The sequence below is a fragment of the Enterobacter sp. 03-F-07-AD-ECC genome (genome assembly GCF_047530935.1).
GTDB classification, from domain to species: domain Bacteria; phylum Pseudomonadota; class Gammaproteobacteria; order Enterobacterales; family Enterobacteriaceae; genus Enterobacter; species Enterobacter cloacae.
Genome location: NZ_JBLKBZ010000002.1, coordinates 400,102 through 423,256 on the forward strand (window position 1 = coordinate 400,102; position 23,155 = coordinate 423,256).

The 23,155-nt window shown below is 51.6% G+C and carries 21 protein-coding genes and 1 pseudogene; 4 read left to right on the plus strand and 18 right to left on the minus strand.

The features are described from left to right. Positions 1 to 2 precede the first annotated feature (2 nt). The 6 genes and pseudogenes from ACMWKA_RS04695 to ACMWKA_RS04720 all read right to left on the minus strand — a co-directional run bounded on the left by ACMWKA_RS04695 (position 3) and on the right by ACMWKA_RS04720 (position 3,954). A complete protein-coding gene (locus tag ACMWKA_RS04695) occupies positions 3 to 176 on the minus strand; it encodes a hypothetical protein (RefSeq protein ID WP_001588174.1) in 174 nt (57 codons plus the stop codon). A gap of 11 nt (positions 177 to 187) precedes the next feature. Further along, positions 188 to 982: pseudogene (gene trbJ / locus ACMWKA_RS04700) on the minus strand (P-type conjugative transfer protein TrbJ). Positions 983 to 1,063: 81 nt separating this feature from the next. Continuing rightward, positions 1,064 to 1,417: a conjugal transfer transcriptional regulator TraJ gene (gene traJ, locus ACMWKA_RS04705; protein WP_080168564.1), complete on the minus strand. Its 354-nt coding sequence runs from the start codon at positions 1,415 to 1,417 to the stop codon at positions 1,064 to 1,066. A gap of 695 nt (positions 1,418 to 2,112) precedes the next feature. After that, a complete protein-coding gene (locus ACMWKA_RS04710) occupies positions 2,113 to 2,874 on the minus strand; it encodes an ABC transporter ATPase (protein WP_072051392.1) in 762 nt (253 codons plus the stop codon). Continuing rightward, positions 2,861 to 3,718 carry a helicase RepA family protein gene (locus ACMWKA_RS04715; protein ID WP_045419894.1) on the minus strand — a complete coding sequence of 286 codons (858 nt, stop codon included), beginning with the start codon at positions 3,716 to 3,718 and terminating at the stop codon, positions 2,861 to 2,863. The genes ACMWKA_RS04710 and ACMWKA_RS04715 overlap by 14 nt, the downstream gene beginning before the upstream one ends. 5 nt (positions 3,719 to 3,723) lie before the next feature. Then, positions 3,724 to 3,954 (minus strand): helix-turn-helix transcriptional regulator, encoded by a 231-nt coding sequence (locus ACMWKA_RS04720; protein ID WP_001193557.1) that lies wholly within the window; start codon positions 3,952 to 3,954, stop codon positions 3,724 to 3,726. Positions 3,955 to 4,031: 77 nt separating this feature from the next. On the opposite strand from ACMWKA_RS04720, the gene ACMWKA_RS04725 reads away from it, so the two are divergent. Next, on the plus strand, positions 4,032 to 5,003 hold the full coding sequence (locus tag ACMWKA_RS04725; RefSeq protein WP_052950810.1) for a hypothetical protein: 972 nt from the start codon (positions 4,032 to 4,034) through the stop codon (positions 5,001 to 5,003). 577 nt (positions 5,004 to 5,580) lie between these two features. On the opposite strand, the gene ACMWKA_RS04730 is transcribed toward ACMWKA_RS04725, so the two are convergent. The 4 genes from ACMWKA_RS04730 to guaB form a co-directional block, all read right to left on the minus strand. Continuing rightward, positions 5,581 to 6,210 (minus strand): hypothetical protein, encoded by a 630-nt coding sequence (locus ACMWKA_RS04730; RefSeq protein WP_414760031.1) that lies wholly within the window; start codon positions 6,208 to 6,210, stop codon positions 5,581 to 5,583. A gap of 123 nt (positions 6,211 to 6,333) precedes the next feature. Continuing rightward, entirely contained in the window at positions 6,334 to 7,524 is a 1,191-nt protein-coding gene (locus ACMWKA_RS04735) for a tyrosine-type recombinase/integrase (protein WP_414760032.1), read from the minus strand. A 305-nt stretch (positions 7,525 to 7,829) separates the two neighbouring features. Continuing rightward, positions 7,830 to 9,407, minus strand: a complete 1,578-nt coding sequence (gene guaA / locus ACMWKA_RS04740) for a glutamine-hydrolyzing GMP synthase (protein WP_013098264.1) — start codon at positions 9,405 to 9,407, stop codon at positions 7,830 to 7,832. Between the two features lie 67 nt (positions 9,408 to 9,474). Further along, positions 9,475 to 10,941, minus strand: coding sequence for an IMP dehydrogenase (gene guaB, locus ACMWKA_RS04745; RefSeq protein WP_414760033.1), 1,467 nt, complete (start codon positions 10,939 to 10,941; stop codon positions 9,475 to 9,477). Between the two features lie 159 nt (positions 10,942 to 11,100). On the opposite strand from guaB, the gene xseA reads away from it, so the two are divergent. After that, positions 11,101 to 12,474: an exodeoxyribonuclease VII large subunit gene (xseA, locus tag ACMWKA_RS04750; protein WP_414760034.1), complete on the plus strand. Its 1,374-nt coding sequence runs from the start codon at positions 11,101 to 11,103 to the stop codon at positions 12,472 to 12,474. Here xseA and ACMWKA_RS04755 read toward each other — a convergent pair whose 3' ends face one another. Beyond that, positions 12,475 to 13,608 carry an MFS transporter gene (locus ACMWKA_RS04755; RefSeq protein WP_414760035.1) on the minus strand — a complete coding sequence of 378 codons (1,134 nt, stop codon included), beginning with the start codon at positions 13,606 to 13,608 and terminating at the stop codon, positions 12,475 to 12,477. A gap of 162 nt (positions 13,609 to 13,770) precedes the next feature. On the opposite strand from ACMWKA_RS04755, the gene ACMWKA_RS04760 reads away from it, so the two are divergent. Then, positions 13,771 to 14,790 carry a M4 family metallopeptidase gene (locus ACMWKA_RS04760; RefSeq protein ID WP_023620379.1) on the plus strand — a complete coding sequence of 340 codons (1,020 nt, stop codon included), beginning with the start codon at positions 13,771 to 13,773 and terminating at the stop codon, positions 14,788 to 14,790. After that, positions 14,791 to 15,141, plus strand: a complete 351-nt coding sequence (locus ACMWKA_RS04765; protein WP_040023368.1) for a protealysin inhibitor emfourin — start codon at positions 14,791 to 14,793, stop codon at positions 15,139 to 15,141. Here ACMWKA_RS04765 and ACMWKA_RS04770 read toward each other — a convergent pair. From ACMWKA_RS04770 to ispG, 7 genes are all read right to left on the minus strand, one after another. Next, positions 15,138 to 15,359 carry a zinc ribbon domain-containing protein gene (locus ACMWKA_RS04770; RefSeq protein ID WP_013098270.1) on the minus strand — a complete coding sequence of 74 codons (222 nt, stop codon included), beginning with the start codon at positions 15,357 to 15,359 and terminating at the stop codon, positions 15,138 to 15,140. The two genes, ACMWKA_RS04765 and ACMWKA_RS04770, sit on opposite strands and share 4 nt — an antisense overlap. A 52-nt stretch (positions 15,360 to 15,411) precedes the next feature. After that, complete coding sequence (locus ACMWKA_RS04775; RefSeq protein WP_058651804.1) at positions 15,412 to 16,956, minus strand: peptide MFS transporter; 1,545 nt, start codon at positions 16,954 to 16,956, stop codon at positions 15,412 to 15,414. Positions 16,957 to 17,253: 297 nt separating this feature from the next. Beyond that, positions 17,254 to 18,729: a ribosome biogenesis GTPase Der gene (der, locus tag ACMWKA_RS04780; RefSeq protein ID WP_029882245.1), complete on the minus strand. Its 1,476-nt coding sequence runs from the start codon at positions 18,727 to 18,729 to the stop codon at positions 17,254 to 17,256. 112 nt (positions 18,730 to 18,841) lie between these two features. After that, a complete protein-coding gene (bamB, locus tag ACMWKA_RS04785; RefSeq protein ID WP_029882244.1) occupies positions 18,842 to 20,020 on the minus strand; it encodes an outer membrane protein assembly factor BamB in 1,179 nt (392 codons plus the stop codon). A 10-nt stretch (positions 20,021 to 20,030) separates the two neighbouring features. After that, positions 20,031 to 20,651, minus strand: a complete 621-nt coding sequence (locus tag ACMWKA_RS04790; RefSeq protein WP_013098275.1) for a YfgM family protein — start codon at positions 20,649 to 20,651, stop codon at positions 20,031 to 20,033. Positions 20,652 to 20,664: 13 nt separating this feature from the next. Further along, positions 20,665 to 21,939: a histidine--tRNA ligase gene (gene hisS / locus ACMWKA_RS04795; protein ID WP_013098276.1), complete on the minus strand. Its 1,275-nt coding sequence runs from the start codon at positions 21,937 to 21,939 to the stop codon at positions 20,665 to 20,667. A gap of 81 nt (positions 21,940 to 22,020) precedes the next feature. Next, positions 22,021 to 23,139: a flavodoxin-dependent (E)-4-hydroxy-3-methylbut-2-enyl-diphosphate synthase gene (gene ispG, locus ACMWKA_RS04800; protein ID WP_020690022.1), complete on the minus strand. Its 1,119-nt coding sequence runs from the start codon at positions 23,137 to 23,139 to the stop codon at positions 22,021 to 22,023. Between the last annotated feature and the right edge of the window lie 16 nt (positions 23,140 to 23,155).

Sequence of the window (23,155 nt, forward strand, 5' to 3'; positions counted from 1 at the left end):
GATTACCATTCTCGTTTAGGGCTTGGTTTATTATTACTCCGTAGAGCACATTTATCGTATTTATGTTCATCAAATTTATTATCTGGCATCGATAAACAATCTTTATCATTTTTATCGCAAGAACATATGGCCAATAAACTGATCAGAATAAATACAATCAAAAGATTATCTTTCATTCTGCGTTTCCTCACCAAATTCGCTTCGGGCTTGGTGTATTCTCTCCAGCTAACGCTTTTTCATCAGCGGCTATCTGTTGTGATTCTTTATCTGCCTGAGCCTGTGCCAGTGTCGCTGCAGCGTTTTGTTGGGCTACCAGAAGTGAGCGGATTTGCAGTAACTGATTTGTCTGTGCACTGGCAAGCTGGTTTGCCGCCTGAATAGCTTCCATTTGCCCTTGTGCGCCGCTTGCCTGAGTTTGTAATTCGGCAAGATTATCAGCATCGCTCTGCAGGGTGTTCTGCTGCTCGTCAATTACCTTAAATACTGCGTCATTGGCCTTTTTACGCGCCCCTGAGCTGTTCTGTTCAGCTTCACGCAGTGCACTAATTTCAGACGCGGTACATTCAACATTGCTGTTAAAGCAAGGCGATGTCCTGTAGTAGTTAACATCCTGATAGCGTTTCAGGTACGCATCGAGACTCCCGGCCTGATTCTTGTAGTAATTAAGGGTATCCTGCACCTGCAACAATTTATTAATTGTTGAATTTGCCTGGTCCCAGATATAGGCCGCAGGAGCTACGGTGTTCTGCAGCATGTTTTCATACTGCTGCAGCTGCGTCTGGTACTGCTGGATTTATTTAGTCACAGCCTGAACGTTGTTAACTGCGCTGATTGTGGTCTGAACCACATTAGTGCCATCAATAAAGGGAATTCCGGCCTTCACCGGTAATGCCATGACGGACGCCACGAAAGGAACTATTAAAGCTTTTTTAGCGGCTAAAATCCCTCTTTGTGATGAAACCACTCGGAACTTTAAATTCATTTTCTCACCTCTTTTTCAACAGATTAGTAATATTTAACACTCTGTCTATTAATAGACGCAGGTATATAAAAAACCACACATTTATTTATTCAAGATTTTATCCATAATATTCCTTAGTTCTTGCCGAGTTGATTCTATTTTCGCAAGCAAGGTTCTTATCAGTGTGGGTGAAAAATCAACTGTTCGAGGATCATTTGCGAGCCATAATTTAAGTAATCCGCCAAGTCTTCCAAGATCAGCGTTTACTCGGCTAAGTTCATTAACCTGTTTTATATCTACGATAGAATCAATCTGATAACCCATTGCAACTCTACGAACAAAACAGGCAACACTTAATCCAGATGCTTCTGCATTTTCTTGGATGAGAATTTTTTCTTCGGGTAAACAATAAACTTTTATTGGCGTACTATTTTTTCTAGTCTGAGTAACTTTCATATAGCTCTCCATACAGGCGGTAGCCTGGCAGCCTCGCAGAGCAGGACGCCCTTGAGCCGCGATGCGGCGAATAGGGAGTGGTAAAGTTGGAACACCATAGCGGTGGGCCTACTTTACATGTCCTGCCCTGCAGTTGCCGTTGTATATCTGTGCACGACAATGTGTATTTCAGTGTACAGGATGTGTTTTCTTAGTGTATTAATATAGGATTACTCGAGTAAAGTTCTGCAGCAAATGTGTTTTTTGCAAGGAAACTATATTTCTCCCTTTCGAAAATGACCTTTAGCATTTATAAATAGGCGTCCACCAACTGTATTTATGTTTCGATATATTGTAAGAAATCTTTTATTTTCTCATGCAATTTTTTACTTACCTTGTCAGAGCATGTGCATTGCAGATTTTAGCGGCTAAAATCTGCCTACCTATGCCTAAACCTCATATGTCATAAAATCTACCTCAAGTGTCAATATACCAAACGTGTAAGTAATCTCTTCTTCTGGCGTACAACCATCGGCCTTTGGCCGATTCTAGATTTGAAAGCGCCTGCTCAGGCAGGTGATTTCAAAGACTGTAGATCTTGAACGATCCTGTAAATACTGCTGAATAGTAAAAAATCGGGCCGCTGTAGCACGCTACCGGGCCGCTGTAACACGCTACCGGGCCGCTGTAACACGCTACCGGGCCGCTGTAACACGCTATCGGGCCGTTGTGACACGTTTTATCCTAGAACCGTTCAAATCAATTCCAATTTCCAGCAATTGCACGGAATCTTCTTTCAATCTCCGACGATAGTTGCGTAAAGTCATATTACCCGTTCCTTCACCGCACACTGCTAATATCAACGTATCCATATACCACCCTCCTAAAGGATTATTCCTATGGGTTAAGACATGACGAGCGACTGCCTGGCTAATACCATGTTGTAGCCGAGCTATGGGGCCAGGATGATAATAAAATGGCAAATCTTTTTTGAGTAACATCGCTAATGCAACACCCAGACGGACACGCCATAAACGACGTTCTCCCCCAGTCAAAGGATCTGGACGCGTCATAGGTGATGGCACTACATGATCGATCAGTCCCCCTATTATACAGTCGCCGCTTTTCTCCAGCTCTGGCGTTATAATTTCAACTGTTGCGACGCGCAGATCTAAAAGCAATTTCTGTATACGACCATAACTGTATTGTGCATCGGATAGCGTTCGGCGTACTTTCGCTGGATCTACTAATAATTCGATTCCACCATCAGAAATTTCACGACGTTGCTCGGCAACATATAATATTGTCTCTACGATATCGGCATGACGCTGTCCGAGCCGTCCGGTAACACGACAACGTCCGAAACTTGTCTCCATCCATTGTCCCTTCACCTCCTTAGGACGCTGGCTTGGCTGGTACAGAATTACTCGGGCTTGCCAAGCTGTACTTGTGGGTGCCACTTTATTACCAGTTGTCATTGTCAGCGCCACTCCAGGTAGATGTTCTTTCTTTAGTAAGCTTTTTATTATTCTTCGAGCTGAGCGCCGTTATTTTTAATACTCCCCCCTCATGTCTCTGTAACCAACGATCTGGCGCACGTTCTCCATAATTTGCTTTATTTATTCCAAATCTAACAAATTGACCTCGAACATCATCAGAAATACCATACGTCTTCGCTTCTAAGGCGGTCATGCCCGCCAGATAAGATTGCCACCGTATATTATCAACCAGGACGCTACTACCCCTGCTTGCCTGCTGTACATCACCAACTCCCATCGTGGCAGAGCCTTTGTTTGAATGGTGTAGAAATATAATCGAACACCCAGTATCAGCAGCAATACCTTCTAGCTTTCCAATGACTTTGGACATTGCTCCGCTATTATTTTCATCTTCCTGGTGGAAACGACGAAGAGTATCCAAAATTATTAACCGTCTACTTTTTGAAATCTCATTAATCAAGTTGCTCCAACCTGGCGAGAAAATATTTGGACACTTCCCTACCAAAGGTTCGACAAGTAGCTTATCAGCTACAATCTGCTGCTGACGTGCTGTTAGATATTTTCCCAAAGCATATAGACGATGGTGAATGATGGTTGCAGAGTCCTCCACAGTTAAATATGCCACTAACCCCGTTGGATATTCACCAAAGTTTAATAGATCTACACCACAAGTAATCTGCACAGCCAGTTGTAATGCCAGCATTGACTTTCCAACGCCTCCCGGAGAAACAATCGCTCCGATAGTACCAATAGCCAAATTAGGCAAGACGTAATCAATTGGTTGCGGCTTAGCTTCAAATGCTTCCATTATGTTCAATGACATTGCTGTTACCTACCTAAAACAATACCGGGTCTGGCCGCTTTAAACATTGCTGATTTACGATCCGCAATCCACTGTTCCACTTCGGATAACTGCCATGCAACATTTCGGCTAGTAAGTGCTATACGGCGAGGAAACTCGCCTCGCTGTTCAAGGTTATAAATAGTGCGGGCTGACAATGGGATCATTTCCAGAAGTGTTTTTCTGTTAATGAGCGTGCTATGTGCCTTTGTTTGCATCTGCCTTCCTCCTGTTTCCAATCAGGCCTATACAATGCCAAGCATTACCACTTGCTAAAACCTATTCATTGGCTAAAATGGTTGACATGAAAATTACTATCTGGGAAGGCTGTGATCTCACAGTTGCAGCTGCAATTAAATTATTTGTAGAGCGTAGTTCTCCGTACTCCATATTTTCACGGAGGTATCCAATACTGCGTCTCATACAGGAAGTTATTGATCCAGCAGTAGCTGCTTATGTAAATTCCCTGCCACCAAGTCATAAAGACTACATTTCTGGAGTAAATCTAGGATTTAGTGAAGTACTTAAAAAATTGGGTTTAAACGTCGTAGTACAGGCACAAAGACTTCTTTTGCGTAATTTCGTTCTGACTTTAGATCAACAAACTTCTCTTGATAAATGCTTTACCGCTACTATTGAGTCTCTTATTGAGTTAGTCAGTGAGTGCGCATCCAAGCGGCCGAAGAAATCCTCTCCTGCAAAAGGAGTAACTATAAATTCACAGCGTAAGCTCGGTTATTGCGAGTTCTGCGGTAATCTAACCGAATTTTCCAAGTTGATCAGTGAGATATCAGAATTTGTTGCTAACGATAATGAGTTCCCCGTTCATGAAAAACAGGTCCTTAGTCATCGATATTGTTCTGACCATAGGCCCAAACTCACCAATGGTCTATGGAATCCCAAATACAGACAAGGAAAGCGGTCTCTCGAACAGTTCAATAAAGAACTAATAAGGCTTAGACGGCAATGCGCTAAACCTCATAAAGCTAACGCAAACACAGGGGATATATTGATTGATACATATTTTCATGAGTGGATGCAGGGTCAAACTTTAACCCCAGCAGATCTAGATAAACTTAGGAATATCGCCAGACGAATGGTTGACTCCAAATTCACTGATACTAAGAAAAAAATAATCATATTAAAACACCAAGGTTTTAACCAGTTTGAAACCGCACAGGTTTTAGAAAAAAATCACTACACAACTATGACAAAGCAGGCTGTGTCCAAGGCCTTAGCGTCTGTGAGGAAAGAATTTTATATTTAAAATAGTATATCCACGAGCTATTATGGTGGCAGTTTAAGTCTTAATATCATCCACTTTATTGAATTATAACCAGCCACTTACGAAGGTTTTTCGCGATTACCCTGCTTCAAATTGATGATTTTGAAAATACAGTATTATAGTTTATTGTTTGTAGCGCAGCTGTAAGCGTTATGCAAAACGGATCACAGTGATACGACCTCACCAGTAAATCACTGAAGCCGATCTGTAATGACATAGAACGAATTGGTTTTATGGTTATGCAATGGCTCATCCCCTTACTTGTCCCTGACCATAAAAAGCATTCGCTTTCCTGAAAGCAAGTCTAAGCCAAGGGGCGTTTGCAGTTGTCTTATCTTGACTCATTAGGTACTGGCTTAATGATTAGAATCATGTCGGTGGCATTTAGGTCCAAATATGCCCAAAATTTTAGCAGCTAAAATTCGTCTTCTCATGTAGGGTCAAGAAGCTTATGACTTAACCTATTGATTATGTGAATTACCTTGTGAGTAATACTCGTAGAATGGAATCTTCCAAAACTCTGACAATCCACTCTGAATGCATGGTAACAAAGAACAGTTTAAACCATGGTCTGTTCAGCGTTAAATTTCTCAAGATAGACTTCCATTTCGCGAGTCCACCTAGGGGTAGGTACCGAGGTGATCATTAGCCACGGAAACCACCATACAAGCATGAAGAGTAACATAAGCGGTGCGATCATTTCGGCCGAAGAATGAGAAACTATATACATAATGAATAATATTAGTAGAACTGCGTTTGCAATCTGACCTGCCTGAAAAAGACGCCAGAGAAAAAAATGCCATTTCCTGTTGAACACAATCAGTCCATCCCGTTCTTCGAGCCAGTTACGCCACGGCTTGAGATAACCAGCCCGCAACCCATAACGATCGCACATTATTACAGCCAAATCCTGCAGCCGATAATTATACAAGCCTGTGAGCCGATAAAGGCTGCGCTGACGAAGCTCACGCTTTGCCAGACGGACCGCATTTTTATTCAAATATGGCTGTGTCAGCATTTGCTCTAGCCGGCGCTTCCTAAGATTGAGTAGTCCACGAAATATACTGCCAGATTCAGCATTAATTACTCTGTGACGAACTACACCGAGTGCAATATAGATACACAGCAATAGCCAGCCGGTCTTAGGGTATTGATTCATCCATTGTATAATTACAGATAACTCAGGCACTCTTATTTTTCCTTTTTATGCAATCCAGATAAAACCAGTAAAGATTCAGTAAATTTTAGCGGCTAAAATTACTCTCCTAGCGTAGATAAAAGAAGCATATCCACTTAACTTACTGATTGTTCACTACTTAAGAGTCCATTCATCAATCATATTCGCCCAATCTTGTAGCATCTCAGCCCTCTGCTCACGATATTCAGCCTTGTTATAAACAGCTCGTACCCCTTTTTGTTCATGGGCAAGGCTCTTCTCAATCCAGTCAGTATTATACCCGGCCTCATGTAGCAAGGTGCTGGCTGTACGCCGTAAGTCATGGGGACCAAACTTAGGCAACAACTCCCCTTCTTTCTGAGCCAGGCGATACGTCAGTGTCAAAACCCGGTTTAAAGTAGCGCTACTCATTGGCGCATCGGAATCGTACCGCGAAGGAAGGATAAAATCAGAGCTACCGGCAAAGGTTTTGAGAGCAATCATAATATCCATTGCCTGTCTGGAAAGAAAAACCAAATGTGGATTACGTCGTTTCATCCTCTCCTTTGGTATCGTCCATAATGCCTCACTAAAATTGATCTCGTTCCAGGTTGCGTTAGTAAGCTCACTTTTACGTACCATCGTTAACAGCAAAAGTTTAACCGCTGCTCTGATTGATGGCGTCGTTCCTACCCGTTCCATGTACCGATACATCAGACCAATTTCAATTGGCGTCAATGCCCTGTCTCGAGGCTCAAATTTCGCTATGCTTGCAGGCCGTACCAGATCAGCTGGATTCTCCACCTTCTGACCGCGCTCAATAGCCCAGCGATAGACTTGCAATACAATCTCTCTGGCGTGTACAGCTGTCGCCGGTGCCCCTCTCTCGACAATGTTATCGGTTAATGCGCGTAAGTCTTCATGTGTAATCTCACTAAGTTTCTGCTGGGCAAATTTTGACTTCAACTCCCTTTGATATACCGAACGCCGCATATCACGCGTCGATTCAGCCATTTGATAACCGCGTAACCATTTCTCAGCCCACGCACCAGAAGTCTCCGCATCTTTGATACGCGCTTTATCTCTGGCTTTTTCCCTCGCAGGCGATCTTCCACTGGCAACCATTTTTTTGGCTTCATTGAGCCGTTCACGCGCTTCTGCAAGCGTGATCCCTCCAACACCATAGCGGCCAAAAGTAACGGTCTCCTGTCTTCCGTTTATTGAATAGTTATAACGAAATGAAATAGTTCCAGCCGGAGTGACCGCAACATACAGACCATCACGGTCATTAACTTTATAGAGTTTCTCCTTCGGCTTAAGGTGACGCAGCCTGGTGTCAGTCAACATGGTTTATTGTTTTCCTTTATCAAAAAATACCATGTTGTAAAAAATTCAGAAAAGTTGTTTAACCCTCTGTTTTTAATTGAGTTATAAAAAAAATACCATAACTCAAACGAAATTTATCACATGGTACTTTTTCAAACCTGAATTCGAAACCAGAGAGTACCATCAAAAATTCCATTGAAAAAACCGTGCTTCCCGTTGCTAACAGCTGCCAGAAAGTGCCAGACACAAAAACAAAAAAGCCCGCTGTTACGAGGGCTTAGAGGTACTTTACTGCTGTTACGTGCAGGCTGTTGCCAGACGCGAAATCATTCCCACTCAATCGTAGCCGGTGGCTTACCGCTGATGTCATACACCACGCGGGAAATACCGTTCACTTCGTTGATGATGCGGTTAGACACACGGCCTAAGAAGTCATACGGCAGGTGCGCCCAGTGCGCGGTCATGAAGTCGATGGTTTCCACCGCACGCAGGGAAACAACCCAGTCGTACTTACGGCCATCGCCCATAACGCCGACGGAGCGAACTGGCAGGAACACGGTGAACGCCTGGCTCACTTTGTTATACAGGTCAGCTTTGTGCAGCTCTTCGATGAAGATAGCATCCGCGCGACGCAGCAGGTCGCAGTACTCTTTCTTCACTTCGCCCAGCACACGCACGCCCAGACCCGGACCCGGGAACGGGTGACGGTAGAGCATATCGTACGGCAGACCCAGTTCCAGACCGATCTTACGCACTTCGTCTTTGAACAGCTCACGCAGCGGTTCAACCAGACCCATCTTCATCTCTTTCGGCAGGCCGCCCACGTTGTGGTGAGATTTGATGACGTGTGCTTTACCGGTTGCGGATGCCGCAGACTCGATCACGTCAGGGTAGATTGTGCCCTGTGCCAGCCACTTCACGTCTTCCAGCTTCAGCGCTTCTTCGTCGAACACTTCCACGAAGACGCGGCCGATGATCTTACGTTTGGCTTCCGGATCGTTGACACCGGCCAGCGCGTCCAGGAAGCGCTGTTCTCCTTCCACGTGAACGATGTTCAGACCGAAGTGGTCACCAAACATGTCCATGACCTGCTGGGCTTCATTCAGACGCAGCAGACCGTTGTCCACGAATACGCAGGTGAGGTTTTTACCGATAGCGCGGTGCAGCAGCATCGCGGTTACGGAGGAGTCAACGCCACCGGACAGGCCGAGAATGACTTTGTCATCGCCAACCTGCTGACGGATACGCTCAACGGCGTCGTCGATGATTTTAGCCGGGGTCCACAGGGCTTCACACTGGCAGATATCGCGCACGAAGCGCTCCAGCATGCGCATACCCTGACGGGTGTGGGTCACTTCCGGGTGGAACTGCACGCCGTAGAAGCGTTTCTCTTCGTTCGCCATAATCGCGAACGGGCAGCTTTCGGTGCTGGCAACGGTCACGAAGTCGGACGGGATAGCGGTCACTTTATCGCCGTGGCTCATCCACACGTCCAGCAGCGGTTTGCCGTCTGCGGTCAGGGAGTCTTCGATACCGCGCACCAGCGCGCTGTCGTTCACCACTTCAACCTGTGCGTAGCCAAACTCACGCTCGTTGGAGCCTTCTACGTGGCCACCCAGCTGCATTGCCATGGTCTGCATACCGTAGCAGACGCCGAATACCGGCACGCCCGCTTCGAACACATACTGCGGCGCACGCGGGCTGTTCTCTTCGGTGGTGCTTTCCGGGCCGCCGGACAGAATAATGCCGCTTGGATTGAATTCGCGAATCTGTGCTTCCGTGACATCCCACGCCCACAGTTCACAGTAAACGCCCAGCTCACGCACGCGACGCGCCACCAGTTGAGTGTACTGAGAACCAAAGTCCAGGATGAGAATGCGATGTTTATGAATGTTTTCCGTCATTGACGCTAATTCCGAGGCAAGTGAAACAAAAACAGAGCGCCCGGCATGAGCCGGGCGCGGAAACTTATCAGGAGCCCAGACGGTAGTTCGGGGACTCTTTGGTGATCGTCACGTCGTGAACGTGGCTCTCCTGGATACCCGCACCGCTGATGCGTACGAATTCCGCTTTAGTACGCAGCAGGTCAATGGTACCACAGCCGGTCAGACCCATACAGGAGCGCAGGCCGCCCATCTGCTGGTGAATGATCTCTTTCAGACGGCCTTTATAGGCAACGCGACCTTCGATACCTTCCGGCACCAGTTTGTCAGCAGCGTTATCGGTCTGGAAGTAACGGTCAGAAGAACCTTTAGACATCGCGCCCAGAGAGCCCATACCACGGTAAGATTTGTAAGAACGGCCCTGGTAGAGTTCGATTTCACCCGGGGATTCTTCAGTCCCTGCCAGCATGGAGCCAACCATCACCGCGGAAGCACCTGCGGCGATCGCCTTAGCGATGTCGCCAGAGAAGCGGATACCGCCGTCTGCGATGACCGGAATGCCGGTGCCTTCCAGCGCTTCAACCGCGTCAGAAACCGCAGTGATCTGTGGAACACCTACACCGGTCACGATACGGGTTGTACAGATGGAGCCTGGGCCGATACCCACTTTCACCGCGCTGCAACCTGCGTCAGCCAGCGCGCGAGCACCTGCGCCCGTCGCCACGTTACCGCCGATGATCTGCAGATCAGGATATTTCGCACGGGTGTCGCGAATACGTTGCAGAACGCCTTCGGAGTGGCCGTGAGAAGAGTCAATCAGCAGCACGTCAACACCTGCGGCGACCAGCGCATCAACACGCTCTTCGTTACCGACACCTGCGCCAACCGCAGCGCCTACGCGCAGACGGCCATGCTCGTCTTTACAGGCGTTAGGTTTACGTTCTGCTTTCTGGAAGTCTTTAACGGTGATCATACCGCGCAGGTGGAAGTTCGCATCCACAACCAGCGCTTTCTCAACGCGTTTTTCGTGCATTTTTGCGAAGACGACATCACGCGCTTCACCTTCACGCACGGTCACCAGACGCTCTTTTGGCGTCATATATACGCTAACCGGCTGGTTCAGGTCGGTCACGAAACGCACGTCACGGCCGGTGATGATACCCACCAGCTCGTTCTCTTCGGTCACCACCGGGTAACCGGCAAAGCCGTTACGTTCGGTCAGGGCTTTCACTTCGTGCAGGGTGGTGGTTGGCAGAACGGTCTGTGGATCGGATACGATGCCGGATTCATGCTTCTTCACGCGGCGAACTTCTTCAGCCTGACGCTCGATAGACATGTTTTTGTGAATAAAGCCAATGCCACCTTCCTGTGCCAGGGCAATAGCCAGGCGCGCTTCAGTCACGGTGTCCATTGCCGCAGAGAGCATAGGAATGTTCAGGCGAATGGTTTTCGTCAACTGCGTGCTGAGATCGGCAGTATTCGGCAGAACGGTGGAGTGAGCGGGAACGAGGAGGACGTCGTCAAACGTCAGTGCTTCTTTAGCGATACGTAGCATGGGCAATATCTCTGACCTGGGTGGTTAAATATTGCCGTGGCATTATACAGAGCGTAACCGATTGCATCCACACTTTTTTATAAAAAAACCTTGCACTCACCTCTCAGCAGGTTACTATCGACTGAATAACTTGCTGATTTAGAATTTGATCCCGCTCACATGTTATCCTCTCAATCCCCCTCAATTTATACTGTCAGCCGCCTGAATCAGACGGTGCGTTTGCTGCTTGAGCAGGAAATGGGGCAGGTCTGGATCAGCGGTGAGATCTCTAACTTCACGCAGCCCGCTTCCGGCCACTGGTACTTTACGTTAAAAGACGACACCGCCCAGGTGCGCTGCGCCATGTTCCGCAACAGCAACCGCCGCGTGACGTTTCGTCCTCAGCATGGCCAGCAGGTGCTGGTGCGCGCCAATATTACGCTGTATGAACCGCGCGGCGACTACCAGATCATCGTCGAGAGCATGCAACCTGCGGGCGAAGGCTTACTCCAGCAGAAGTATGAACAGCTTAAGGCTGCGCTTTCGCAAGAGGGGTTGTTCGACCAGCAGTGTAAAAAGCCCCTGCCCTCACCAGCCCACTGCGTTGGGGTAATCACTTCGAAAACCGGTGCCGCGCTGCACGATATTTTGCACGTCCTCAAGCGTCGCGATCCTTCCCTGCCCGTTATCATCTACCCGACCGCTGTTCAGGGTGACGATGCACCAGGCCAGATTGTGCGTGCCATTGAGCTGGCGAACGCGCGTCAGGAGTGCGACGTATTAATCGTTGGGCGTGGCGGCGGCTCGCTGGAAGATTTGTGGAGCTTCAACGACGAGCGCGTGGCACGGGCGATTTTTGCGAGTGCTATTCCCATCGTGAGTGCGGTCGGGCATGAAACGGATGTGACGATAGCCGATTTCGTTGCGGATTTACGCGCGCCTACGCCGTCTGCTGCGGCAGAAGTGGTGAGCCGCAATCAGCTGGAGCTGCTGCGTCAGATCCAGAACGGCCAGCAGCGCCTGGAGATGGCGATGGACTACTTCCTCGCTAACCGTACCCGCCGCTTTACCCAGCTTCATCACCGCCTGCAGCAGCAGCATCCACAGCTTCGCCTTGCGCGTCAGCAAACCGTGCTGGAGCGTCTGCGCCAGCGGATGAACTTCGCGCTGGATAATCAGCTCAAGCGCGCGATGTCGCGTCAGCAGCGCGTGACGCAGCGCCTGAACCAGCAAAACCCGCAGCCGAAAATTTACCGCGCACAAACGCGCATTCAGCAGCTGGAGTATCGTCTGGCAGAAACTGTCCGGGCACAACTTAGCACCACCCGCGAACGCTTTGGCAATGCGGTGACCCATCTTGAAGCGGTTAGCCCACTTTCTACCCTGGCACGCGGCTATAGCGTTACCACCGCCACTGACGGCAAAGTGCTGAAGCAAACCAAACAGGTGAAAGCCGGAGACGTGCTGACCACCCGTCTGTCGGACGGCTGGGTGGAAAGCGAAGTGAAAGGCGTGATGCCGGTAAAAAAACCTCGCGCCCGTAAAAAGGCGTAATCAGCGATGGCTCTCTGGCGTGACGGCTAGCATCAGCCAGGTCATGCCTGAAAAAATCGCCAGCGCAGCCACTGCGCTCGTTAACCCCAGAAGCAGGCCAAAAAGGATAGCCCCCACAACCTGCCCGCCTGCCAGCATCAGAAAGGCCAGGCTGACTCCAGCCGCAGGTGAAGGATGTGCGATCTCTGCCCCCTTCACCAACAATACCCCGGACAAAATCACATACCCCGCACCGCTCATGGCCACTGCCGGAATAAGCCACCAGGAGAAACCGTGGCTTACTGTCAGAACCGCTAGAGAAATGGCCATGAAGATCTGGGATAAACGATAGACCCCCCGCATGCCGATACGCCTTGCCATACTTCCGGTAAATATGGCAATAATCCCCGCCCCGCCGCTTATCAGCCAGAGAATATTGGTCGCTGCGCTATCCAGCTTCGTGTGACGCATAAGTATTTCCGGGCCAAAGCTCCACCATGCGGCGCTGGCCATACCGCTGATAAAGGCAATCCCCAGCAGCCGAAACATGCCGGGTTTGCGTACGATAGATAGCACCTTTGGCGTTGACTCACGGGATTTCGCCGCAGATGACGGCAGATACCGCCACAAAGCCGGCAGGCACAGCAGCGCCATAATGGCGAACACAACACAGGCTGCCCGCCAGCCCCCGGGCATGAAAAACAGAACGGGCACCGAGAGAATGATCCCACCGCTCGTTCCGGCATTGATGGTGGTATTCACATGGAGCTGACGGTCAGGGGCGATCCTGTCATTAACCGCCCCGGCAAGGGCCGGTGAGGCCAGGCCGGAGCTCAGCCCGGCAATAAATAAACCTATCGCCAGCATCGTTGAATGTGCCGAAGTCGCGAGAATGAACAACCCCGCGGCGGCGGCGATGGCCGCCAGCAAGGCGGGCAAACGAGGCCCTACGCGCGCAATAAGGTACGAGGCCATAAATATCGACATGCAATACGCCGCATAACTACAGGAGGCTATAAACCCCGCCACCTGCGGGGTGAAAGGGATAGCCTGGCGGATATCAGGCAGCATCAGGCCCCACGAAAACCTTGCCATACCATAGGTCACCGCGATGATTGAAAACCCGGTTATGCTCAGCGAAGTCTGCCTGTTCATTACGCTCCTCTTAGTTAATGCCGTTTAAAAAACCTAAACGGTGATGAAGCGTTGCGCCAGTTTTTAAGGAGACGAATTGTCCGACTTACAACCAGCACCGGTTTAATGTTTTACACTTAAGAAGATTCTTTTTTCGGCATTGCCAGAAAACAGGAGAGTTGCATGACCCGAATTCACAGCGTGATCCCCCCTTATATTCTTCGTCGTATTATCGAAAGCGGTTCTGAGCCGCAGCAGCGCTGCGCCCGCCAGACTTTAACCCATGTCCAGACGCTAATGGCCCACATGCCCGGTAAACCTGCCGCGCCGCACGTGAGCAAAGCCGGACAGCTGGAGCGTGATATCTACGATGCGAAACAGACCCAGGAGTTGCCAGGCACGCAGGTGCGCTATGAAGGCCAGCCGTCCAATGGGGATGTGGCCGTCGATGAAGCCTATGACTATTTAGGCATCACCCACGATTTCTTCTGGAAAGAATACCAGCGTGACTCGCTCGATAATAAAGGGCTGATCCTCACCGGCACCGTGCATTATGGCCGGGAATACCAGAACGCCTTCTGGAACGGTCAGCAAATGGTCTTTGGCGATGGCGACGGGGAAATATTTAACCGTTTTACCATTGCCATCGACGTTGTGGCGCACGAACTCAGCCATGGCGTTACCGAGACCGAAGCCGGGCTGATCTATTTTGAACAATCGGGTGCGCTGAATGAGTCCCTGTCGGACGTGTTTGGCTCGCTGGTTAAACAGTATCACCTGAAGCAAACCGCCGACCAGGCCGACTGGCTGATTGGCGAAGGTCTGCTGGCGAAAGGGATTAACGGCAAAGGGTTGCGCTCCATGTCGGAGCCGGGCACCGCCTATGACGATCCTCTGCTCGGTAAAGATCCGCAACCGGCGCACATGAAGGATTTCATCAAAACGCGTGAAGATAACGGCGGCGTCCACCTGAACTCCGGCATTCCCAACCGGGCGTTTTATCTGGCCGCAACGGCAATCGGCGGCTATGCCTGGGAAAAAGCGGGTTATGCCTGGTACGACACAGTTTGCGATCGCAATCTGCCACAAGATGCGGATTTTGATGCCTTCGCAAAACTGACGATAGCCCACGGCGAAAAGCGCTCGGGCAGCGACGTTGGAGCGGCAATAAGACAAGCCTGGGAACAGGTGGGAGTGCTGTAAATGCAGGTTCCGGAACTGACAGATGACGCCGTGGTTGAGCTGGCCCGGGAAGGCGGCGTCGCTTTTATTCCCAGGCTGAGCGGCCAGCGCACCATCACGCTCTCATCTCTCAATGAGGCGCAGCGTCAGCGCGTGGTGAGTATTCTGGAGCAAGCCATTCCGCGTGGGCAACCGCCTGGTCAGGCGTCGTCACCAGGCAGCGGTGACCAGCGTTATTTTCGTATCCAGATCTTCTGGACCCGGCACAACGAAGCGCAGTATACCGATATTATTGTGCTGGTACCGGAGCAGGAAGCGCCCGAATCGCTGGTTGAACTCTGGCAGAAAGGCGAAGGCTGCGTGTGTGATTAAGCCCCGGCAGGGACGAACTCCACGCGTTTTTTAGAGATCAGGCCGTGGCCGTTCTGGCAGAAATAGTCCACCGCACCACAGGCCTTTAATACCTGGAGTGGCTGATGGCACTCCGGGCAGCGGGCTTCGAGCGCAATATCTTTGTGACAGTGTTCGCAGTAAGCCACGCCGTTTTGCGGCTCCAGCTCGGCATGGCAGGTTGGACAGGCGATCGACATAGTAACTCCTTAAGCAGGTTGCCGGGGCGAAGCGTTCGCCCCGGCAGATCGATTATACCGCCTCTGTGGCAGGTTTCGTCCGGGCATTTTCCAGCATGCGACGAACCGGCACAATGAGAACGATCAGTACCGCAGCACAAATCAGCAGCGCGATGGAGCAACGCGCGAAGAGATCTGGCAACATATCCAGCTGGTCGGCCTTCACGTGGCCGCCAATCAGACCGGCAGCCAGGTTACCCAACGCACTTGCGCAGAACCACAGCCCCATCATCTGACCGCGCATTCTTTCTGGTGCCAGCAGGGTCATGGTAGCCAGACCAATCGGGCTCAGACACAGCTCACCCAGCGTCAGCATCAAAATACTGCCTACCAGCCAGAACGGCGAAACGCCTGCCCCGCCGTTGCTCAGCACATTCTGCGCCGCCAGCATCATCAGGCCAAAGCCCGCCGCCGCACAGAGAATACCAATAACAAACTTGGTGATACTGCTCGGGCGAATGTTCATGGTGGCAAGCTTCGGCCACGCCCAGCTGAATACCGGCGCCAGCAGAATGATGAACAGGGCGTTGATCGACTGGAACCATACGGCCGGAATTTCGAAATCTCCGATCATGCGATTGGTGTAGTCGTTGGCAAACAGGTTAAAGGAAGTCGGTTTCTGTTCAAACGCGGACCAGAAGAACGCAGCGGAAACCAGCAGGATAAAGCAGACCAGCAGTCTGGCGCGCTCTTTACGGGTCAGACCCGCGAAGATGAACAGATAAATAAAGTAGAGCGCAACGGATGCCGCAATCACATAGACCAGCATACTGGCCACCGCGACCGGGTTAATCACAATGACCCCCTGGGCGATCAGCGTGACGAGAATCGCCACCCCTACCGCCAGCGCCAGCAGCCACGCGCCCACGCCGTTGCGTTTGACCACCGGGCTGTTCCAGGTGGAATCGAGGCCCACTTCGCTGTCGTAGCGCTTCATGGACGGGACAGCAAACACGCGGAAGATAATCAGCGCCACCAGCATCCCGATGCCACCAATACCAAAGCCCCAGTGCCAGCCGTGGGTTTTAATCAACCAGCCGGAAATCAGCGGCGCAATGAACGAGCCCATGTTGATGCCCATATAGAACAGCGAGAATCCGCCGTCACGACGCGCATCGCCTTTTTTATACAGGGTGCCGACCATCACAGAGATACAGGTCTTGAACAGGCCCGATCCCAGCACAATAAACATCAGGCCGATAAAGAACAGGTTGTTCCCCATCACCGCCGAGAGCGCAATCGACAGGTGGCCGAGCGCAATCAGAATCGAACCGTACCAGACGGCTCGCTGCTGGCCGAGCCAGTTATCGGCCAGCCAGCCACCCGGCAGCGCGGCCAGGTACATGGTACCGGCGAAGATACCGACAATCGCCGAGGCGTTTTCACGCGCCAGCCCCATGCCGCCGTCATAGACGGTGGCGGCCATAAAGAGGATCAGTAACGGACGAATGCCGTAAAACGAGAAACGCTCCCACATCTCGGTAAAGAACAGCGAACCGAGCGGATAAGGATGGCCGAAGAACGTTCGGCTTTCTTTTTGATTAACAGAGGATTGCATAATTCTCCCGAAAGGTATGTCGTTGTGCTGAAAGCACCGCGCGTACGCCGGCCAGTTACGTATCTGACCGATTTTTTACATGCGGCGAAAAATGAGTTAACCATTTGATAACCAGGCGCTAGTTTTGTCTAGTACCAGACCCTGGACTTTAAGATGAAAATTCGACGATTGTCTACTTTCTTAGATTTAAACATGGTTAAAAGCGAATAGTGATTGACTTCACACAGGGAAGGCAGGCGTTTTGTATGGGCGAAAAAAACCCGCGACAGGCGCGGGTTTTTGTGAGACAGGCAAAGTTTATTTGCTTTTCTTAATGTGCTTAATCAAACGCTTACGCTTACGCATCTGGTTTGGCGTAAGGGTGTTGCGCTTGTTAGCAAACGGGTTATCCCCTTCCTTGAACTGGATACGGATAGGGGTGCCCATCACGTCCAGCGATTTACGGAAGTAGTTCATCAGATAACGCTTGTAGGAATCCGGCAGGTCTTTCACCTGGTTGCCGTGAATCACCACGATTGGCGGGTTATAACCACCGGCGTGGGCGTATTTAAGCTTCACGCGACGGCCACGTACCAGCGGCGGCTGATGGTCTTCTGCTGCCATGTTCATGATGCGGGTCAGCATAGCGGTGCTCTGACGACGGGTGGAGCTGTCATACGCTTCACGCACGGAGTCGAACAGGTTACCCACACCGCTGCCGTGCAGCGCAGAGATAAAGTGCACGCGAGCAAAGTCGATGAAGCCCAGACGGAAGTCCAGCGTCTCTTTCACCTGCTCACGAACTTCATTGCTCAGGCCATCCCATTTGTTCACCACGATAACCAGTGAGCGCCCACTATTGAGGATAAAGCCGAGCAGCGACAAGTCCTGATCGGAGATACCTTCACGCGCATCGATAACCAGCAGCACAACGTTGGCATCTTCAATCGCCTGCAGGGTTTTGATGACGGAGAATTTCTCCACCACATCGGTGATTTTTCCGCGCTTACGCACGCCCGCGGTGTCGATGAGCACATACTCACGCTCATCACGCTCCATCGGGATGTAGATGCTGTCGCGGGTGGTGCCCGGCATGTCGTATACCACCACACGCTCTTCGCCCAGAATACGGTTAGTGAGCGTAGACTTACCTACGTTTGGACGCCCCACAATGGCCAGTTTAATCGGCAGATCCTGCGGGTTGAATGTCTCTTCAGGCTCTTCTTCTTCGCCTTCTTCACCGTCTTCGAACTGCGCCCAGTATGCCGCGTCTTCGTCCACCTCTTCCGGCGGGTTCACTTCGTCAACCCACGGCAGCAGAACGGTTTCCAGCAGGCTGGTCACGCCGCGGCCATGCGATGCGGCGATCGGGTAGATATCACCCAGACCTAAAGACCAGAAATCGGCGATCGCCTGATCGGCATCGATACCATCAGTTTTGTTCGCCACCAGGAAGGTCGGTTTTTCACGCGAACGCAGATGTTTAGCAATGGCGGAATCCGCTGGCATCAGGCCAGCACGGGCATCCACCATAAACAGCACCACGTCTGCCTCTTCGATGGCCAGCAGAGACTGCTCCGCCATGCGGGTTTCAACGCCGTCTTCTGTCCCGTCGATACCACCGGTATCGATACAGATGAACTCGCGTCCTTCCACCTCTGCACGACCGTACTTACGGTCACGCGTCAGCCCCGGGAAATCCGCAACCAGCGCATCACGGGTGCGTGTTAAACGGTTAAAAAGAGTGGATTTTCCAACGTTAGGGCGCCCGACAAGCGCGACCACAGGTACCATGTTTGAAGCCTCATAAAATTCAAAATAACGTCGCTTTCGCAGCGTTTTTAAAAATGTCAAAACGGCTCCTGAGTGAACAGGAGCCGTTTAGTATACTACAACCGCCGGGTAATTAACGCGTGATCGCGTACAGCGTGCCGTCTTTTGCCTGAATCAGCAGTTTGCCGTCAGCCACAACCGGGTCGGTGAGGAAGCCAGAGCTGTCGACTTTTTGCTGCGCAGTAAAGCGGCCCGTCTCCGGATCGATCCAGTGCATGTAGCCTTCGCTATCACCCACCACCAGGCTACCGTTGTACAGCGCCGGTGCGGTCAGCAGACGGTGCAGCAGATCGCTTTGCGTCCACAGCGTCACGCCGCCATCGGTGCTCAGCGCCAGCAGACGGTCGTTCTGGTCAACCATATAGATACGGTTACCATCAACAATGAAATCATTCACTGAGCCCAGTTCACGTTTCCACATGATCTGGCCACTGCGCAGATCGAGCGCGGTCAGGTTGCCGTTGTACGCCAGCGCATAAACCACACCGTTGACGATAACAGGCGTCGTGTCGACGTCGTTCAGACGGTCGATTTCAGTTGACCCCGTCGCCTGAGAGATACGCTGCTGCCAGATCATCTGACCTTGCTGCATCAGCACCGCGCTCACGCGACCGTTATCACCACCCACAATGGCAGCACCAAAGGCTGTCGCCGGGGCAGATTCGCCGCGCAGGGAGAGTGATGGCATATCTAGGTTGACGGTCCACTTCACCAGACCATCGGCTTCGTTCAGCGCCTGCAGCTGGCCGTTGCTGGTGTGGATCAGCACCAGGCCGTCGCTCACCACCGGACGAGACAGAGACTCACCGGCAACCGTGGTTTGCCAGGCAACAGAACCGTCGCTGGTGTTCAGGGCATAGACCTGTGCTTTTTCGCTTCCCACGTATACGTGACCACCGGCAACGGTCAGGCCGCCAGACAGCAGTGCAGGTTTACGGGAGAACCAACCGTCTTTTTCCGCCAGGTTAACGGACCACACTTCTTTTCCGTCATCGGCGTTAAGCGCTTTTACGGTACCTTTACGGTCAGCCGCATAGATAACGCTGTCAGCAAAAGCCGGGTGCAGGTTGGAATAGAAATCACCAATTCCATCGCCCACGGAAGTACTCCACGCGGTTGACGGGGTAAACTGGTTTTCAACCGTCGGCAGCGGGGACATTTTCACAACGTCTTCTTCGCCACTGAACAGTGAACAGCCACTCAATAACGTAACAGAAAGCAGTCCTGGCAGAAGTAATTTACGCAATTGCATCGGGTCCCTCTCAGACGGACAAATTATTTATTTTCATCTGCATCATTTCGCTCAGCGCAGGGGATGCATTGCTATCTACACCAGCTTGCCACGCTTTACGCGCGCCCGCTTTATCACCTTTGCTCAGCAGTGCTTCACCGCGCAGATCGGCAACGATGGCAGCAAAACCTTCGCCTTTGATGGTATCGAGCGTTTTCAGCGCTTCATCAGCTTTTTTCTGCTGAACCTGGATACGGGCCAGGCGCAGATTGATAACCGCTTTCAGGTTGTCATCGCTGGCGGCCGCAAGCCCCTGCGACAGCTGGGCAGCCGCTTTATCCAGTTCGTTCTTATCAATGTACTGCTGAGCCACTTCCAGCGCGGCCAGCGCACCGTAGGTGTTTTTATTGTCAGCGGCAAATTTCTCTGCTGCCGTCAGCGTTTGCGGCTGATCGGCACGAATGGCGCTCACGGTATTTTCATAGGACAGAGACGCGCCGCGCGCGGAATCCGCCTGATGATTGTTCCAGTAGCGCCAGCCAATCAATGCACCTACACCTAAAATCACCCCAACAACCAGCGCTTTGCCGTTTTCAGCAAAGAAGCGTTTGATCGCGTCGACCTGGTCGTGTTCGTTCTCGTAAATTTCCACGCAGTCCTTCTCCTTAGCCCAATAGAGTGCGCAAGTGCGCCGCAACGCCGTCCTGCGTTACCGTTGTCTGCTCACCAGAGCGCAGGTCTTTCACTACCACTTCGCCGTTGGCCACTTCGGACTCACCCAGCACCAGTGCAATACTTGCGCCCCACTTATCGGCACGAGCAAACTGTTTTTTGAAGTTGCCGCCGCCATGGTTGGTCATCAGCTTAACCTCAGGCAGTGCATCGCGCACGCGTTCAGCAAGCTGCATCGCCGCAGACTGCGTTTCCGCGCCTGAGGCCACCAGGTATATATCGACAACGGAATCTGCTTTAAATTCCGGATTAACTGCCTGAACCAGCAAAACAAGTCGCTCAAGGCCCATTGCAAAGCCAACCGCAGGCGCGGCACGGCCGCCAAGCTGCTCAACCAGACCGTCATAACGGCCGCCAGCACACACGGTGCCCTGCGAACCGAGGCTGGTGGTAACCCACTCAAACACGGTACGGTTATAGTAGTCCAGACCGCGCACCAGGCGCTGATTAACGGTATAGGCAATGCCTGCTGCTTCGAGCAGTTTGCAAAGACCAGCAAAGTGTTCGCGAGACTCGTCGTCCAGATAATCGCCTAATGCAGGCGCATCGTTCAGCAGCGCCTGCACGTCCGGATTTTTGGAATCAAGCACGCGCAGCGGGTTGCTGTACATGCGACGTTTGCAGTCTTCGTCCAGCTTCTCTTTGTGCTCTTCAAGGAACGCCACCAGCGCATCGCGGTAGTTAGCACGCGCTTCCAGAGAGCCGATAGAGTTCAGCTCAAGAGAGACGTGCTCGGAGATGCCCAGCGCACGCCACCAGCGGGCGGTCAGCATGATCAGCTCAGCGTCAATGTCGGGGCCTTGCAGGCCAAACACTTCCACACCCAGCTGGTTGAACTGGCGATAACGACCTTTCTGCGGACGTTCGTGGCGGAACATCGGGCCGATATACCACAGGCGCTGCTCCTGATTGTACAGGAGACCATGTTCGATGCCGGCGCGTACGCAGCCCGCCGTACCTTCAGGACGCAGCGTCAGGCTGTCGCCGTTGCGGTCCTCAAAGGTGTACATCTCTTTTTCAACCACGTCGGTCACTTCGCCGATCGCGCGTTTGAATAACGGGGTCTGCTCTACAATCGGCAAACGGATTTCGCTGTAACCGTAGCTGCCGAGCACCTGTTTCAGTGTGCCTTCAATGCGCTGCCAGATGGCGGTTTCGCCAGGCAGATAATCGTTCATGCCGCGGATGGCTTGAATGTTTTTTGCCACGTTTATTCTCTTTCTATATACAAAAAAGAACCCAAAGAATGGGTTCAATCATACATGGGAAGCACTTCGCTTCCCATCACGTTATTTTTCAACCTGCTGAACGCTGATACGCTGCGCTTCGTCCATCATCGACGCTTTGGCACGAATGCGCGCTTCAAGCTGGTCGATCATATCACTATTATCCAGACGATCTTTACGAACGCCATCTTCATAGAGACCACTTTTCTTGTTACCGCCGGTGACGCCCAGCGTTGACACCAGCGCTTCACCCGGGCCATTCACCACACAACCGATGATGGAGACGTCCATTGGGGTGATGATGTCTTCAAGACGTTGCTCCAGGGCATTCACGGTTCCGATGACGTCAAACTCCTGACGTGAACAGGTTGGACAGGCAATGAAGTTGATCCCACGTGCGCGGATACGCAGTGATTTCAGGATGTCGAAGCCAACTTTGATCTCTTCGACCGGATCGGCCGCCAGCGAAACGCGCAGGGTGTCGCCGATCCCTTCCGAGAGCAGCAGACCCAGGCCGATGGCTGATTTGACAGAGCCACTGCGCAGGCCACCCGCCTCGGTGATCCCAAGGTGCAGGGGCTGCTCGATCTGCTTCGCCAGCAGACGATAGGACTCTACCGCCAGGAAGACATCAGAGGCTTTTACGCTGACCTTGAACTGATCGAAGTTAAGACGATCCAGATGATCAACGTGACGCATCGCGGATTCAAGCAGCGCCTGCGGCGTGGGTTCGCCGTACTTTTCCTGCAGATCTTTTTCCAGAGAACCGGCGTTCACGCCGATACGGATGGGGATGTTCTTATCGCGTGCGCAGTCCACCACCATGCGGATACGCTCTTCGTTACCGATGTTGCCTGGGTTGATACGCAGGCAGTCGACGCCGTATTCGGCAACTTTAAGCGCAATGCGGTAGTCGAAGTGGATGTCTGCAACCAGCGGCACACTGACCTGCTGTTTGATCAGTTTGAACGCCTCTGCGGCGTCCATGGTCGGCACGGAGACGCGAACAATGTCCGCGCCTACGCGTTCTAAGGCTTTGATTTGGTTGACCGTCGCTTCCACATCCGTGGTGCGCGTATTGGTCATCGACTGGACGGCGATAGGCGCCCCATCGCCGATTGGCACATTCCCAACGTAAATCCGTTTTGATTTTCTACGTTGAATCGGAGCCTGGTTATGCATGAAAAATCTCCCGCGT